Below are 13,958 nucleotides of genomic sequence, written 5' to 3' on the forward strand. Positions count from 1 at the left end.
AGCCAGCAAATTTCTGCTGGCTTTTTTGTTACCTAAAATTAAACGATGTGCCGAACTAATGAGCTAATTGGCTAACTCACTACTCAACCCGCCCTAAAGAGGTGGCCTGAATGAGCTCTTTCGCGACGCTTCTGATAAATCGCATTCGGGATTGCTAGCAGAGCCCAAATAGCCAAGAAGGGATCTAAAAGATAATCCCAGAGGTTGGTGGATTCATGCCAATGAGTTGCCCAGGCAATAATCGCAAAGGACAGGATCCAAACGCCCTTAGTCCAGCCAGTAAGGCCGCACCATATGGCAAAGAAGATAGTGGCAATTAAAAGACCAGTAGAGCCATAGCCCCAAGCATAGGGATCGAGCATCCCAAGACCTAACGCTAAGGGGTAAAACACAATCGCAATTAATGCCACTGGTACTTTAAATCCCAGTGGTGTCTTTTTGGCAGCAGGAAGGATGGAGCTCCAAAGTAATAACATCGTCAAAATACTGAGCTCACCAGTCACCCCACGAACATAGGCAGATAAAGGCAACTCAAGCGACATTCCGAGCGGCCAGAAAAATAGATTTACCAGTAAGACGGCTGCGAGCAGACGAATCACGAATGGAATCTCTTTTGAAGATAGTTTTTGCGAGAGAATAATGAGCACTACCGCGCAGGTAAGCGACATCTCCAGTAGAGCGATTAGTTGTAAATAAGGAGTCATCATTGCGCTTCCTTGTCTTTAAGACTACTGACGGCATGCTTAAACCAGACAGCTGGAAAATACACATGCTTAATCTTTGTTCTATTCCAAGTATAGGCAAGATGAGCATCTACACCATTCGTAGAAATTAAATACGGATAGGAAAATTCTCGATGCTGATCATTGAGCAAAGATACGTCATCCTCGAGCACCTGCACTACCCGCCATTGAGGGGAATTTGGCTCACGCATTACCATCACCAATCGATAGCGCGCTGCCTCGATGTTATTCAAGACCATCAATCTCGTGCCATTGGCTAGAGTAAGTGCAGCAAGCGCAGAATTGGGATTTGGAATCTCAAGGTCTTTCGTAACCGCCCAAGATTGTCCAGCATCCTTGGTTTGACTTACAGGGATTTGCTTTGGCTGGGAACTGGGTCGAGTTTGACGAAAGAAAGCCTCTGCTTCTTGTGGGCCATTAGCAAAAACTACCGGCTGAATTGCACCTCTACCCGAACTCATGCGTCGCTTATCAATAACCTGACTCGCATCGATTCTCAAAAACTCGCCAAAGCGACCAATCCACTCGTGATAAGCGGGTAAACCCAAGCGCCCATCCACAAATGGCATGGCTGGTGACTTTACTAAGGTGCTGAGATTAATCAGCGGGGAGCTGATTAGGCGCGCAGGCCGATCCCAAGTTAAGCCCTCATCATCTGAAATCATTGAAGAAATTGAACTGCCTGCCCAACCCCCAATAGAAACCGTTACAAAAAATAATTGCATGCGGCCATCAGCCATTCTGGCTGGCACAGGATTGCCCAACTTAGCAATGTAGCGAGACAAACCTTTTTCAGCACTAACGCGATCCACCACAACTGTTGGGGCGCTCCATCGAGATGCCTGCGGATCAAAAACAGATGTATAGATGGCTACGTCTGGAGCACCCTCTCGACTCCCTGCAAACCAGAAAGCCCTCACCGCACCATCCTTCAGTGCAATTAAAGATGCTGCATGCACTGAAGGGGCTCCAGTGTCAGGCAACCAATCTATCAGCAAGCTAGGCTGAACGGACTTTAGTGACTTTGCTGGCGCAGGATTTTTCAGCGCCTTAACTGGCTTAGCTTTCTCAGTTACCTCAGATGCATCTTCAAGTTGATTAGCATTATTCATTAGGTGATCGCTTGCAAACGGCGACCATACTGGGCGACTGTCAATATGGAAATAACCCAGCACCGAGGCCAACAATAAAAAACAGAAGGCAATCACACGACTCATCGACAAGCGTCCTTACCAACTAGTGGCAATGTAATGGTTGTAGGAGTAGCAATTAAATATTCATTCACAAACAGGTGTTCTCCAATATGACCCTTGAGTATCGCCTGAATTTCTGCATCAGAATGGCGCGCTCGCATCTCCATCCGTTTACCTACTATCTTGCAATAATCACACAGCGCGGGCTCGACACCAATCGCTGACTGCACTGCTACCAGTGGGTAATTTTTAGTCAGCAAGTCAATTTGACTGGCATCCTTTGCCAAATAGCCATGCAATACCGCCCCAGGCAATAAGAGTCGATACTCTTCATCCTTGGCACGATAGTCACAAGGTACCCAAACATCTTTTCCGGCAAGGCCTTGAATAGTCTCTTGCGAGTAACGACCCAAGCTACCCTCGAGAGGTGATAAGCCACTAGTGAGTGCGCAATAGCAAAGAAAGCATCCTGCTAGAGCGATTGATTTACTTTTGTCGCGATTAAATATACCAAGCAACACTAGGGCGATTGCAACTCCTATAAAAACCCAATGCCACAAGGAATAACTCCAAATACCGGGCTGACCTAAGAAGTTTGACAGTTGCAAATTACCACCTACCCAAACAAGCGCAGTAAGTAATAGCAACTGCAGTAGCAATGCAATCCGAAATCCCCATATAGGCAATCGATCCCAAAATATTGCGATCACAGCAGCAAATGCTGGCATCACTGGAAGCAGATATCGCCCAGAGCGCTGGCTTGGCAAACTAAACACAATAAAAAAGGCTAAGACCAACAGCAGTAAAAGACTCTCTTCAAGAGACATAAAACGCCGCTCTCGCCAACATTGAATCAATGTGGAAATTAATACAAAGGCCAATAGTCCAGCATTAGCCAAAGTCGTTAAAGCCAGCATCCAAACACTATCGCCACCCCGCACTAAATCCAAAAAATAGTTAGAGCTGCGCGCTTGAAACTTGCCGGCATTCTCGCCTAGAACAAATTCTTTCCAAACCGCTTCAGGGAAAGGATCTAGTACAAACCAAAGTGCAAATACGCCCAAAGCTAGAACGGCAATCAATAGGACTTTGTATAGGTCTTGCAATAAGACCTTGGGGATACTCCATTCACGCCAGCGCCAATAGAACAAGCCCAAAGCAAATGCGGCGGGAACAATGTAGGCAAAAGACTTTGACAGTAAGGCCATGCCAAAAGAGGCGCCTGCCAATACGGGAAAAAAAAGCTTCGATTCAAAAGCAGCTCTACCCCAATACAACAGCGCAAAGAATGGCAAGCTGAGCCAAAATACTTCGGGGGGGTCTGTTAAAAAAGGACGACCGTAGCGGTAAGTTGCAAAAAAGGAGAGCCATACTAAAGCCGCCAATAAGCCAGTCTGCCGTCTACCGCTAAAGCGAGATACAGTCAAAAATAAGAAAAGTGCGGTTAAGCCGGTATATAAAACACTGGGCCAACGCAGTGCGAAGAGTGTCCAGTCGCTTCCCCAACCGGTACTAACCATACCCTCCCAAAATACCAATGGAGGCTTCGTATTTTTAATGCCGTCCATCTCCGATTGCAGGGGTAACCAAGCACCTGCATCCGCGGTCATTCGGACAATATGCATATAGGGGTATTCATCCCCATTCTTCGGAGCAAAGCGACTATCTAAACCGTATAGATAGGTAAATACACCTAGAAGTAGGATGAAAATGGCATTTCGGTAAGTGAATGAGCCTCGCATATTGCTAGTTTATAGGTCTTGAAGTGGAATACCCTCATTTTTGGTTCTGAGCTTATTGAAAATCAATCTAAGTAAAACCACTAATCCCGTCCCCATCCGATTAAGATAGAGTTCATCAGCAGTATCCTAAGAACAGTTGTATGTAAGACGGAGATAATCCCTATGCAAGTGAAGTATTTGAAACCCATTTTGGTGACTAGCGCCCTCATTGGCCTGAGCCAGTGGAGCGGACTGAGCTTCGCCCAAACCGCTGACCAACTCTATAAACGTGGACTTGCTGCTACCTGCGCCAATTGCCACGGCACAGATGGCAAAGGCGTTGTGGATGGTGGCATGCCGCTAATCAATAATCTCACTGGCGAACAAATGCTCGCCAAACTAAAAGCTTATAAATCTGGAGCATTAGAGGGCACCATCATGCCTCAGCTAGCTAAAGGCTATTCCGACGAACAACTCACTACTATTGCCAATCAACTTGGCAAGAAACAATAAGGAGGCGCTATGGATCGTCGACATTTTATTGGTCAGAGCGCTGCAGCAGTAGGTTTACTTGCAGGTCTCTCAAGCCAAACTACAGCAGCTAATTTACAAAAAGCAGAAATCTTGGTCATTGGTGGTGGATATGGTGGCGCTACCGCTGCTAAATATTTGCGACTCTTTTCTAATAACACCGCCAGAGTGACTCTGATTGAGCCCAATACTTCTTTTATCTCTTGCCCAATGTCTAACTTGGTCATCGGTGGCTCACGTACGATTGCTGAAATTACCTCACCGTATGACACCCTCAGTAAGCGCCATGGCATCAAGATTATTCAAGATAATGTCAGTAGCATTGATCCAGATAAGAAGACAGTAACACTCGCTTCTGGAAAAACTTTGCGCTACGATAAAGCGATTGTGTCTCCCGGCGTCTCAATGAACTTCAAAAGCATTGAAGGCCTTGCACAAGCTAATAAAGATGGCGTAACACTACAAGCCTGGAAAGCCGGTCCAGAGACTGTTGCCTTACATAAGCAAATTGCTGCGATGCGTGAAGGTGGTACTTTTGCACTCAGCATTCCAGAAGCGCCTTATCGTTGCCCTCCCGGACCCTATGAGCGCGCATGTCAGGTAGCAAACTATCTTCAGCAACATAACCCCAAGGGCAAGGTATTGATTTTGGATGCCAACCAAGATGTGGTCTCAAAAGGAGCCTTGTTCAAGAAAGTTTGGGCTGAGCAATACGCCGGAATGATTGAGTACCGCCCCAAGAGTAATGTCATTGGCGTTGATGCGAAAACCAAGACACTCAAGCTCGAAGTTGAAGATGATGTGAAGGCTGACGTATTAAATATCTTGCCGCAAATGGCTGCTGGTGAAATCGCCATTAAAACTGGATTAGCTAATTCCAATGGTCGCTGGGCGAATGTCAACTTCCTCAACTTTGAATCCACAGCACGCAAAGATATTCATGTACTAGGTGATGCAATTCAGATTGCCCCATTGATGCCCAAATCTGGTCACATGGCTAATCAACATGCCAAAGTCGCAGCAGCAGCAATCGTTGCAGAATTGAATGGCTGGGAAATCAATCCAGCGCCAGTTCTAACAAATACCTGCTATAGCTTTGTGAATAAACGAGAAGTAGTACACGTTGCTAGCGTCCATCAATACAACGCCGCCGAAAAAACATTCAAGACCGTTCCGGGTTCTGGAGGTTTATCACCTGCACCTTCTATTCTGGAAGGTATTTATGCTTGGGGCTGGGCACATAACATCTGGGCAGATTCCTTGGGTTAAAACGTATTTACGCTCATTAAAAAAGAGGCCTCGGCCTCTTTTTTAATGTCTACAGCGATTTACCCATCTCAATAATTCGTTTGCGTCTTCGCTTGCTGATGAACAAGAAAGTAATCGCCACTACTGGAGCAGCAATAGCAGCAATAATCTCCGGGTGAATGGCAAGACCAGCCTCTTTGCCACCCTTAGCCATATAGGCCAGCAAACTCACTGCATAGTAAGTCAACACCAGAACCGACAGGCTCTCCACAGTTTCTTGCAAACGCAATTGCAATCGCGCTCGCTGATCCATGCTAGCTAGCAACTTTTGTGTCTGCTCTTCATTTACGAATTCAATACGCGTCCTCAAGGTTTGGGTTGTCCTTGAGATTCGGTCAGATAATTCTTTTAATCTACGCTGAGTCCAAATACAAGTTCCCATCGCTGGCTGAAAACGTCGATCCATAAACTCGGAGAGGGACTGCACGCCTGGAATCGGAGATTCAGCTAGCTCGTATAAGTTTTTACTCAGCAATTGGCTGTAAGCCTCAGATGCAGTAAAACGCAATCCATATCCAGAGATCCATTGCTCGGCCCTTGAGGCTAAATTAGAGAGCTCACCTAAAAACTGACCATCTTTTTCGGTATGCACCCCTGACTCAGTTTGTATCTGAGAAATGCTTTCAGATAAATCCGCTAATTCTGACTCTGCAGTTCTGAGTGGCATTGAAAGGCTCTTCGCTACTGGGAAGGCAATCATGGCTGCCATACGATAAGTTTCAGCTTCAGCGATTGCACGTGCTACACGACCAGCCTGACGTGAGCCCAAAATATCGTGCGGAATAAAGTAAGAGATAAAGCCATCTTCATCCAAACGCAAATCCGTCCACAACTGAGCCTTCTTGCTCGATAATATGTAACTGCCTAGTACGGTATTCCCGCTAAAGATGGAAGATACTTCTTGAGCTTCTATAAACAGGGGGCGATGCTCAAAGACCAGATCTAAGGCAGAAATTCTTTCGCCACCGGCCTCAACAATAGTTGGGCAGCCTAGGCTTTGAAGTAATACATCCAAACTCTTTTCCAGAGCGAGACGAGACTCCAATAACGGCCCCGTGATCTTGATGGGATTGTGTGTAATAGCCGCAATGGTTGCAAACTCACCATGCAACTCCCATTTAATTAATACCCTCTCCGGCTCAGGCGCCAGAGTCAACATCTTAAAGGAGTGATCCTGCTGATGATCATTTGGAATACCTAAGACGACGCTGAGCTTTTGAATCCAATCAATTTGAGTCTGGCGAGAACTTGCATCAAGTAAAAAAGATTGTGAAAGTACTCTCTCATTTGGCCAAAGCGCAATAGGTGGACGCGCATGCACCTCTTCGTGTAATTGTTTTCGAGCAGGATGATCGTATGGTTTCATAGGGCTTGATTTAGATGACTGTACTTAAACTATACGCCAACAGCATTCTCCTGAGATTGATACGGATGAACGCCCCGATTTAGGCAGTTGCGAACATAGTCTATGCTGGCACGCAAGGCGTAGTAATCGCCAGACATACTTTTAGAGACTTTTAACTGTAATGCCTGGTACTCTAGTAAGTCTAACTTCTTTAGATATTCGTCTTTCACTTCTAACAAAAAATTTTCGGTAAGTTCTTGCTCGTAGCTTTTTAGAGTGCCATACAACTTATCAATTTTTCGCTTCATTCGTTTATTACGATAGCCCGGCAAAGTGAGCAACACAGGGTATGCCACAGCACAAAATGGCAGCAACACAAAAATCAAGCGATTGATCAGTTCTGCCAACCAAAAAGGGAAATAGAGCATTAGCAATGGCGAGCCATTTTTTTCATAATGGAGCGCTACCGGACTTTCACTCACTCCAGTAGCGCTAAAGAAGGGAAACTCTCCCCGATCAGCAAAAAAACTGGCTTTACCGTTAATTTCACGGGCGGCCTCTAAAAATAAGAACTGAAGTGCGGGATGCATCCGGTCATCAATCAGCAAATTTGTTGTCGTTGCTAAGAGCTGAATATCATGGTCTGGAAAATTACGAATCAAACTAAAGCCCCCAGTGGGCACCTTTAAAATATGTAAATAAGGTAGGAGACGCGCATAAGCTTCAGCCCGTCTAAAAGAAGTAAGATTTAATGAAGGATCCGCCAATAGAGTCTGAACATTTTTCGACTGGAAACCATCCACCAAAAAGGTGCCGTCAATTCGACCTTTTTTTAAAGCATCGACCGATTCATGGGCAGACATATATAGAAAGTTTTGACTCGCTTTAAATCCAGATACTGCCATTAGGCGCATCGCTTGCGCATGAGTGCCACTGCCCTCTATACCAACCGATATCTTCTTATCGAAAAAATATTTTAAGCGGCCATTTTCATCCTCAAAGTCACTAGACTTTATTACGGGGCCACGATAAAAAAACCAAATCGGTTCGTAGTCAACGGAGCCCAATGAAGAAACCCCAGTAATTTCATGAGAATTAAAAACGCCAGCTTGGACAAATGCTGCCTGCAATGGATCTTTACGATCCGATAAACGCTGAATATTTTCCTGGGCACCTTGGGTATGAACTAACTCCAAGGTAATTCCTTTTTTCTCAAAGAACGCAGCGTATTTTTTTCCTAAGACCTCGTAGGAACCACCAGTGGAGCCAGTAGCCATTAGTAAATGCCTAGGCGGTGGTGGATCAGCGTACCACCACACTCCGAGCAAAACCACCAACAGAATAGCTAAGATAGGCCAAGCCTCTTTGAGGAACTGAGCAAAATCACCCAACTTTTCCTGAGCGGTCTCGTACAGACCGAGATAGGTTTCTTTAATGTCTTGTTTGATACTTCCCATGAAAGGCCAATCAGCAAATATGTCCAAAGCTAATGATAATGTGCTTATTCCTTTCCAGAAAAGACTCTACTCATGCTGACCCTCCGAAAATCTCAAGACCGTGGCTATGCCGATCATGGCTGGCTTAAAAGCTTCCATTCCTTCTCTTTTGCCGGCTATCACGACCCCCGATTTATGGCTTGGGGTAATTTAAGGGTGATTAATGAGGATCGGGTCGCCGCTGGCATGGGCTTTGGCAAGCACGGCCACCGCAATATGGAAATCATCAGTTATGTTTTATCCGGTGAATTGGCTCACGAAGACAGTATGGGAAATATCAAAGGTATTCCACCAGGTGATGTTCAGCGTATGAGCGCCGGAACTGGCGTCACTCATAGTGAATTCAATCATGCTAAAGATCAGACTACCCACTTCCTACAAATTTGGATAGAGCCGAATGCCATGGAAATCCCACCAAGTTATGAGCAAAAATCGATTCCAATCTCAGAAAAGCAAAACAAGCTTTGCTTGATTGCCTCGCCAGAAGGATTAGGAAATGCCGTTCAAATTCATGCGGATGCCAGAGTATTTGCTGGCCTTTTTGATGGTCACCAGCCCCAAAAATTAGATCTCGATTTACAGCGTAAGACCTATGTGCATCTAATAAGGGGCTCTCTACATGTAAACGACATTCTTCTATCCGGCGGAGATGCACTACTAGTAGAGAGTGAGGGCAGTCTACTCATTAGTGATGGTAAAGATGCTGAGGTCTTGGTGTTCGATCTCAGTAGCAAATAAAAAAAGGGTATCGACTAAGGTCAATACCCTTGCAATTAAGCTAGCTTAAATTAATCTAGCTTAATTTTTGCTTTTTCAATCACTACTTTCCATCTTGCAATATCAGAGACATATAAATCTGTAAATTGCTGGGTGGTCATAGGTGCAATTTGTACACCCGCCTTCACAAAACGCTCCTTCATTTCTGGAGTATCGAGAATCTTCAAAATTGCTGCACTTAAGGTATTGATAATTGCGGGTGGAGTACCAGCGGGCACAAACATGCCTTGCCATAAGGCCATTTCATAACCCTTCACACCAGCCTCTTGCATAGTAAGTAAATCAGGAACACCACTAAAGCGATTCTTACTTGTCACAGCAAGTGCGTTTACCTTACCGCCTTTGTATAGCGGCAATCCAACCGGCATACCAGCAAAGTAAAAATCAATTTGACCACCCACTAAGTCAGTTGCAGCTGGTGACCCACCCTTATACGGAATATGAATCGCCTGCGTACCAGTGGTTGCCAAGAACAGCTCTCCAGCCATGTGGTCAGAATTGCCAATACCCGAAGAGCCAAAGCTCATCTTGCCCGGCTCTGCTCGGAGCATAGAAATTAAATCAGCCACATTTTTAGCTTTGGAATTGGTATTCACAATCAAAATATGCGGGGTAGCAGCCACTCCGACAACGGGTAGCAAATCTTTTTGGCCATTAAAAGGCAGTCTTGGGTTTGCAGCTACGTTAATTGCCAAGCCATTCTGCGCAAATAAAACGGTGTAACCATCTGGAGTGCTTTTCGCAACCGCATCAGCTGCCAAGCTACCTGCAGCACCACCTCTATTTTCCACAATGACCGATTGCTTCAAGGCAATACTGAGCTCATTCGCCACCATTCTCCCAACAATATCGGTTGAGCTTCCTGGCGCATACCCAACCAACATCTTGATTGGCTTATCTGGGTAGGACGCAAAGGCCGTCCCCAAAGCTAACGGCAATACTAAAGAACATAACACTATTTTTTTAATTGATTTTTTAATCATTTGCTGTCTCCTCCGGTAAGTTATAAATCTAACACTGCTATCCCACACTCTTTGGCACAGTTGTTCAAAGACTCTTGTAATTCGCTTGAAATCGGAATGCCATATGAAAGTCGCTCTGCCGTCACCCTTGCAGCACCATCACCGGGCACCCGAATTTCATTCACACCTGGCAATTTCGAGGAGGCCTTCAAATCATCAACCAAAGCAATCACTCGCTCAATAAATTGATCCTGATCCCCAAAAGCACTTGGGTCGACTGCAATGATTGTTTGACCAGTATTGGTAATTAAATCATGATGAGCATTAAAGTCAATCGTGCCTTTGCCAACTGCAGCATTGTTGAGCGCTCCTGCAAGAAGACCAATCATGACGGCCAAACCGTATCCCTTATAACCGCCGATGGGAAGCAATGATCCCTCGCTCGATTTTTGTGGATCTGTTATTGGTTGACCCTGTCGATCAATCATCCAAGTATCAGGAATAGATTCACCCTTTTGGGCAGCAAGCTTTACCTTACCGTAGGCAGCGACTGTAGTCGCAATATCCAATAGAACGATCGGCTTATCACCGGCAGGAACTGCAATAGCAATGGGATTGGTGGATAACAATAAATCAATGCCGCCCCATGGCGCCATGTGATTGGCATTGCCAACCGCCATATAGATGCCGATATATCCCTGCTCGGCTAACTTTCTCACGTAGACAGATGCTGCACCAGAATGATTTCCATAGTGACTACCCACCCAACAAACGCTATGTTGCTTCACTTTTTCTATTGCAACCTCGACTGCCTTGTTCATGACTAAGTGACCTAAGGCATTGTCTCCATTGATCAAAGCAGTTGCACCCTGCTCACGTTCAATCCGAATATGCGGATTCAAATTAATACCACCAGCACGAATCCGCTTAATGTAAGCGGGTAATCGGAAAATTCCGTGGCCATCAGCGCCAACGAGGTCTGACTGGATCATCAACTGGGCTACCAGCTTGGCATCCACCAAAGGCACTTGATTAGCGTGCAATGCTTGTGCAATAAATGCCTCGGCCTTAGTGATAGATAAAAGTTTCATGTTTGTTCTTGTGATTTAATTCCCAGCATCACTCTTAAATTCCATCTTATAAGTGTATTTATTGTGAGGATGATAAGTGAACGTTACCTCAAAAAGCTTATCCTGATTATCAAAGTAACGCCGAACAATTACCAAACACGGGTCATGCAGCCTCAACCCAAGCTTCTTAGCAATGTCAGTAGGCGCACTGATGGCATACACATCGACCTCAGCTCGATCAATTCGAGTGCCATACTTTTTCTCGATCTGCTCAAACACCATCACCTGACTGTGCTCAGGCTCCGATGTCAAGGATGCGAATTGGGGAAGAATATAAATATCAGTCCAAGCAATCACTTCCTCGGTATCTCGCTGCTTTCGAATAGCTCCAATGTGATACCAAGAGGATCCGACTGCACCGCCAATCATTTCACTTAGCGGCTTGTCGAGCTCAATAAATTCTTCAATAGTGTTTTGTCGATAGGTATTTCTTGGATAACTCAAAATATCAACAGGTGAATTAAAGCTTTGGGTAAATCTTCTCACCTTTCGTCTTGAGATCACCTGGGTTGGCGCTCCTTGGCGACGCAATACCATGCCATCCCTCTCCAAGGTTTGAAGAGCATGTCTTAAGGTATGGCGACTTGCTGTAAAGCTTTTACAAAGCGCCGCTTCAGATGGCAAGTGAGACCCTACCGCCCAATCGCCCTCATAAATACGCTGAGCAAGCGCATTTGCTAAGGCCTTATAGAGCGGTAGAGATTCTTTCAACTTAGGAGAGACCAAACATTTTTTTGCCAGCTACAGGCAGTCGCGCCTTCAAGATATCGCCAGAAAGAGATTCGGTAATGTACAAATCTCTACCATCTTCGCCACCAAAGCACATGTTTGCTAAGTGATGGTGGTGTGGGTTATCCGAGTAAATCAAATGTGTTGGGAGCATATTGCTATCAAACCTCCAGATACCAATGCCTAAGTGGCAAACGAGCAAACCATTCTCAGAGTCCATCTCGATACCATCAGGTCCAGCCACGCCACCCGTTAACTGAATTGCAACGCCCGTTTTAGAAACAGAACCATCTGCCATCAATGGCAAACGCCAAATTTGCTGAGATCTTGTCGCCGCAACGAATACATGCTTTTCTTGCGTGTTTAAGGTGATGCCATTAGGGCTCGGTACATTGATAGCCAAACGATCTAATTGACCATTGGCACGCAATCTAAATACCCTGCCTGTTGGATCTGCAATTCCAGTTTGGCCCTGATCAGTAAAGTACAGGTCACCATTGGAGGCAAAGTGCAAATCATTCAGGCCCTTGAAGTTTTCGCTATACATGGACCCTAGGATTGTTTCCACTTTTCCAGTTTTAGGATCGAGGGCCAATAAGCCTAGCTTGTAATCACAAATAAACGCACGGCCATCTTTGTGGAACTTCAATCCATTCGGCCAGCCATCAAATTGAGTTACCAAATCCCAGTCGCCCTTCGGTGTAATTCTGAAAACGCGGCCAAAAGGGATATCCAGAAACCATAAGTTACCCTCACGGTCAAAAGAAGGGCCTTCTAAAAAGCACTCAACTTCAGCATTTTGGCGGTTAGGATCAGACCAAGCTGTGCGGGACTTCTTTCTAAACTTCCCAGGCATTGACATAAAGACTTCTGCCTTGATTTTCTCTATGGGCTGAAAGGGGTTATGCATTGTCATAGGAAAAGCTTTCTTTAGTTATACGGATAAGTTAAATGAAACACTGACTCATTAAAACATAATTAATGCTAATCTACAGTAATTGTATAGATCAAAATGTTTGCACCCTCCTTTAACTTAACCGCATAAGATGAAAATATGAATCAATACGTAGCTGTTATCGGTACCGGCACCATGGCCGCAGGAATTGCTGCAGGATTCATTTCTCACAGCATTCCTGTTGCGATACTGGGAAGAAACAAGGAGAAGTCCAGTGATTGCCTAAGGAAAGCCATTCAGCTAGCCTTCAAGATTGGTTTGCACGGTAAAAATGCTTTGCTTGATGCTGCTGCCATTGAGGCGACGCAAGTGAGCACCACTATGGAAAGCTGGGAGGCGTGGGGTGAATGCTCTTGGGTGATTGAAACTGTTTCCGAAAATCTGGAATTAAAGAAGCAAATTTTTGCCTACCTTGACGACAAAGTTCCGGCCGATATTCCGATCGGCAGCAATAGCTCCGGCTTTCCAATCACCAAAATCACTGCTGAACTGAAAACCGCTAACAGAATGATGGGTGCCCATTACTTTATGCCGGCAGAAGTTGTGCCATTAGTAGAGATTGTGATGGGAGAGAAAACGGACCCTACTTTTTCTGAAAGAGTATGTCAAATTTATAAAGCGATCGACAAAAAACCAGTACTAGTGAAAAAAGATATTCCTGGATTTTTAGCGAATCGCATTCAACATGCTCTGATGCGTGAAGCGCTATCACTTATAGAAGAGGGTATTGCAAGCCCAGAGGACATTGATGATGCGGTACGTTACAGCTTTGGTTTTCGCTATGCCGCTGTTGGGCCCATGACCCAAAAAGAAATCTCAGGATGGGATGGAATGGCAAATGCGGCAAAGGAAATTTACCCCTCCCTCTCCAACATCACCTCCTTACCACCAAAAGTGGTAAAACTTATGACCGAAGGAAAGACCGGCATGAAGGCTGGTGAGGGCTTCAGAAAATGGACTCCAGAAGAAATTCAGCAGACCTCAAATTCGTATTCAAAAAGGTTAAAAGCAGCCTTTGACGTACTCAATATGGACTAATTAATAAAACATATTTACTGAAAGTATTCA

The 13,958-nt window shown here is 45.2% G+C and carries 13 protein-coding genes; 4 read left to right on the plus strand and 9 right to left on the minus strand.

Annotation, left to right across the window (positions count from 1 at the left end):
- Positions 1-83 precede the first annotated feature (83 nt).
- Genes ICN26_RS01110 through ICN26_RS01120 form a run of 3 tightly spaced genes read right to left on the minus strand, consistent with a single transcriptional unit; the run spans position 84 to position 3,678 of the window.
- Entirely contained in the window at positions 84-707 is a 624-nt protein-coding gene (locus ICN26_RS01110; RefSeq protein WP_255534339.1) for a hypothetical protein, read from the minus strand.
- Positions 704-1,960, minus strand: coding sequence for a sialidase family protein (locus tag ICN26_RS01115; RefSeq protein WP_216266208.1), 1,257 nt, complete (start codon positions 1,958-1,960; stop codon positions 704-706). Before ICN26_RS01115 ends, ICN26_RS01110 begins: the two co-directional genes overlap by 4 nt.
- Positions 1,957-3,678: an ArnT family glycosyltransferase gene (locus ICN26_RS01120; protein WP_216266209.1), complete on the minus strand. Its 1,722-nt coding sequence runs from the start codon at positions 3,676-3,678 to the stop codon at positions 1,957-1,959. The genes ICN26_RS01115 and ICN26_RS01120 overlap by 4 nt, the downstream gene beginning before the upstream one ends.
- A gap of 162 nt (positions 3,679-3,840) precedes the next feature.
- Here ICN26_RS01120 and ICN26_RS01125 point away from each other — a divergent pair, with 162 nt between their 5' ends.
- Entirely contained in the window at positions 3,841-4,170 is a 330-nt protein-coding gene (locus tag ICN26_RS01125; protein ID WP_216266210.1) for a c-type cytochrome, read from the plus strand.
- 9 nt (positions 4,171-4,179) lie between these two features.
- Entirely contained in the window at positions 4,180-5,457 is a 1,278-nt protein-coding gene (locus ICN26_RS01130) for an NAD(P)/FAD-dependent oxidoreductase (RefSeq protein ID WP_216266211.1), read from the plus strand.
- A 49-nt stretch (positions 5,458-5,506) separates the two neighbouring features.
- On the opposite strand, the gene ICN26_RS01135 is transcribed toward ICN26_RS01130, so the two are convergent.
- Both ICN26_RS01135 and ICN26_RS01140 read right to left on the minus strand, forming a co-directional pair.
- Entirely contained in the window at positions 5,507-6,862 is a 1,356-nt protein-coding gene (locus tag ICN26_RS01135) for a DUF3422 domain-containing protein (RefSeq protein WP_216266212.1), read from the minus strand.
- A gap of 29 nt (positions 6,863-6,891) precedes the next feature.
- Positions 6,892-8,298, minus strand: a complete 1,407-nt coding sequence (locus ICN26_RS01140) for a TAXI family TRAP transporter solute-binding subunit (RefSeq protein WP_216266213.1) — start codon at positions 8,296-8,298, stop codon at positions 6,892-6,894.
- Positions 8,299-8,370: 72 nt separating this feature from the next.
- Here ICN26_RS01140 and ICN26_RS01145 point away from each other — a divergent pair, with 72 nt between their 5' ends.
- Entirely contained in the window at positions 8,371-9,075 is a 705-nt protein-coding gene (locus ICN26_RS01145; RefSeq protein ID WP_216266214.1) for a pirin family protein, read from the plus strand.
- 50 nt (positions 9,076-9,125) lie between these two features.
- Here ICN26_RS01145 and ICN26_RS01150 read toward each other — a convergent pair whose 3' ends face one another.
- The 4 genes from ICN26_RS01150 to ICN26_RS01165 are packed head-to-tail and all read right to left on the minus strand — an operon-like array spanning position 9,126 to position 12,851.
- On the minus strand, positions 9,126-10,097 hold the full coding sequence (locus tag ICN26_RS01150; RefSeq protein ID WP_216266215.1) for a Bug family tripartite tricarboxylate transporter substrate binding protein: 972 nt from the start codon (positions 10,095-10,097) through the stop codon (positions 9,126-9,128).
- 20 nt (positions 10,098-10,117) lie between these two features.
- A complete protein-coding gene (locus ICN26_RS01155) occupies positions 10,118-11,167 on the minus strand; it encodes an Ldh family oxidoreductase (RefSeq protein ID WP_216266216.1) in 1,050 nt (349 codons plus the stop codon).
- Between the two features lie 15 nt (positions 11,168-11,182).
- Positions 11,183-11,932 carry a GntR family transcriptional regulator gene (locus ICN26_RS01160; protein WP_216266217.1) on the minus strand — a complete coding sequence of 250 codons (750 nt, stop codon included), beginning with the start codon at positions 11,930-11,932 and terminating at the stop codon, positions 11,183-11,185.
- Positions 11,919-12,851, minus strand: coding sequence for an SMP-30/gluconolactonase/LRE family protein (locus ICN26_RS01165; protein ID WP_255534340.1), 933 nt, complete (start codon positions 12,849-12,851; stop codon positions 11,919-11,921). The genes ICN26_RS01160 and ICN26_RS01165 overlap by 14 nt, the downstream gene beginning before the upstream one ends.
- A 138-nt stretch (positions 12,852-12,989) precedes the next feature.
- On the opposite strand from ICN26_RS01165, the gene ICN26_RS01170 reads away from it, so the two are divergent.
- On the plus strand, positions 12,990-13,928 hold the full coding sequence (locus tag ICN26_RS01170; protein ID WP_216266218.1) for a 3-hydroxyacyl-CoA dehydrogenase NAD-binding domain-containing protein: 939 nt from the start codon (positions 12,990-12,992) through the stop codon (positions 13,926-13,928).
- Positions 13,929-13,958 lie beyond the last annotated feature (30 nt).

Source organism: Polynucleobacter hallstattensis, from assembly GCF_018881835.1.
Taxonomy (GTDB): Bacteria; Pseudomonadota; Gammaproteobacteria; order Burkholderiales; family Burkholderiaceae; genus Polynucleobacter; species Polynucleobacter hallstattensis.

What these genes read in the sequence shown, in the direction of transcription:
- ICN26_RS01155 (WP_216266216.1), bottom strand. Translation starts at nt 11,167, where the DNA reads ATGAAACTTTTATCTATCACTAAGGCCGAGGCATTTATTGCACAAGCA.
- ICN26_RS01165 (WP_255534340.1), bottom strand. Translation starts at nt 12,851, where the DNA reads ATGACAATGCATAACCCCTTTCAGCCCATAGAGAAAATCAAGGCAGAA.
- ICN26_RS01115 (WP_216266208.1), bottom strand. Translation starts at nt 1,960, where the DNA reads ATGAGTCGTGTGATTGCCTTCTGTTTTTTATTGTTGGCCTCGGTGCTG.
- ICN26_RS01145 (WP_216266214.1), top strand. Translation starts at nt 8,371, where the DNA reads ATGCTGACCCTCCGAAAATCTCAAGACCGTGGCTATGCCGATCATGGC.
- ICN26_RS01120 (WP_216266209.1), bottom strand. Translation starts at nt 3,678, where the DNA reads ATGCGAGGCTCATTCACTTACCGAAATGCCATTTTCATCCTACTTCTA.
- ICN26_RS01170 (WP_216266218.1), top strand. Translation starts at nt 12,990, where the DNA reads ATGAATCAATACGTAGCTGTTATCGGTACCGGCACCATGGCCGCAGGA.
- ICN26_RS01110 (WP_255534339.1), bottom strand. Translation starts at nt 707, where the DNA reads ATGATGACTCCTTATTTACAACTAATCGCTCTACTGGAGATGTCGCTT.
- ICN26_RS01140 (WP_216266213.1), bottom strand. Translation starts at nt 8,298, where the DNA reads ATGGGAAGTATCAAACAAGACATTAAAGAAACCTATCTCGGTCTGTAC.
- ICN26_RS01125 (WP_216266210.1), top strand. Translation starts at nt 3,841, where the DNA reads ATGCAAGTGAAGTATTTGAAACCCATTTTGGTGACTAGCGCCCTCATT.
- ICN26_RS01135 (WP_216266212.1), bottom strand. Translation starts at nt 6,862, where the DNA reads ATGAAACCATACGATCATCCTGCTCGAAAACAATTACACGAAGAGGTG.
- ICN26_RS01130 (WP_216266211.1), top strand. Translation starts at nt 4,180, where the DNA reads ATGGATCGTCGACATTTTATTGGTCAGAGCGCTGCAGCAGTAGGTTTA.
- ICN26_RS01150 (WP_216266215.1), bottom strand. Translation starts at nt 10,097, where the DNA reads ATGATTAAAAAATCAATTAAAAAAATAGTGTTATGTTCTTTAGTATTG.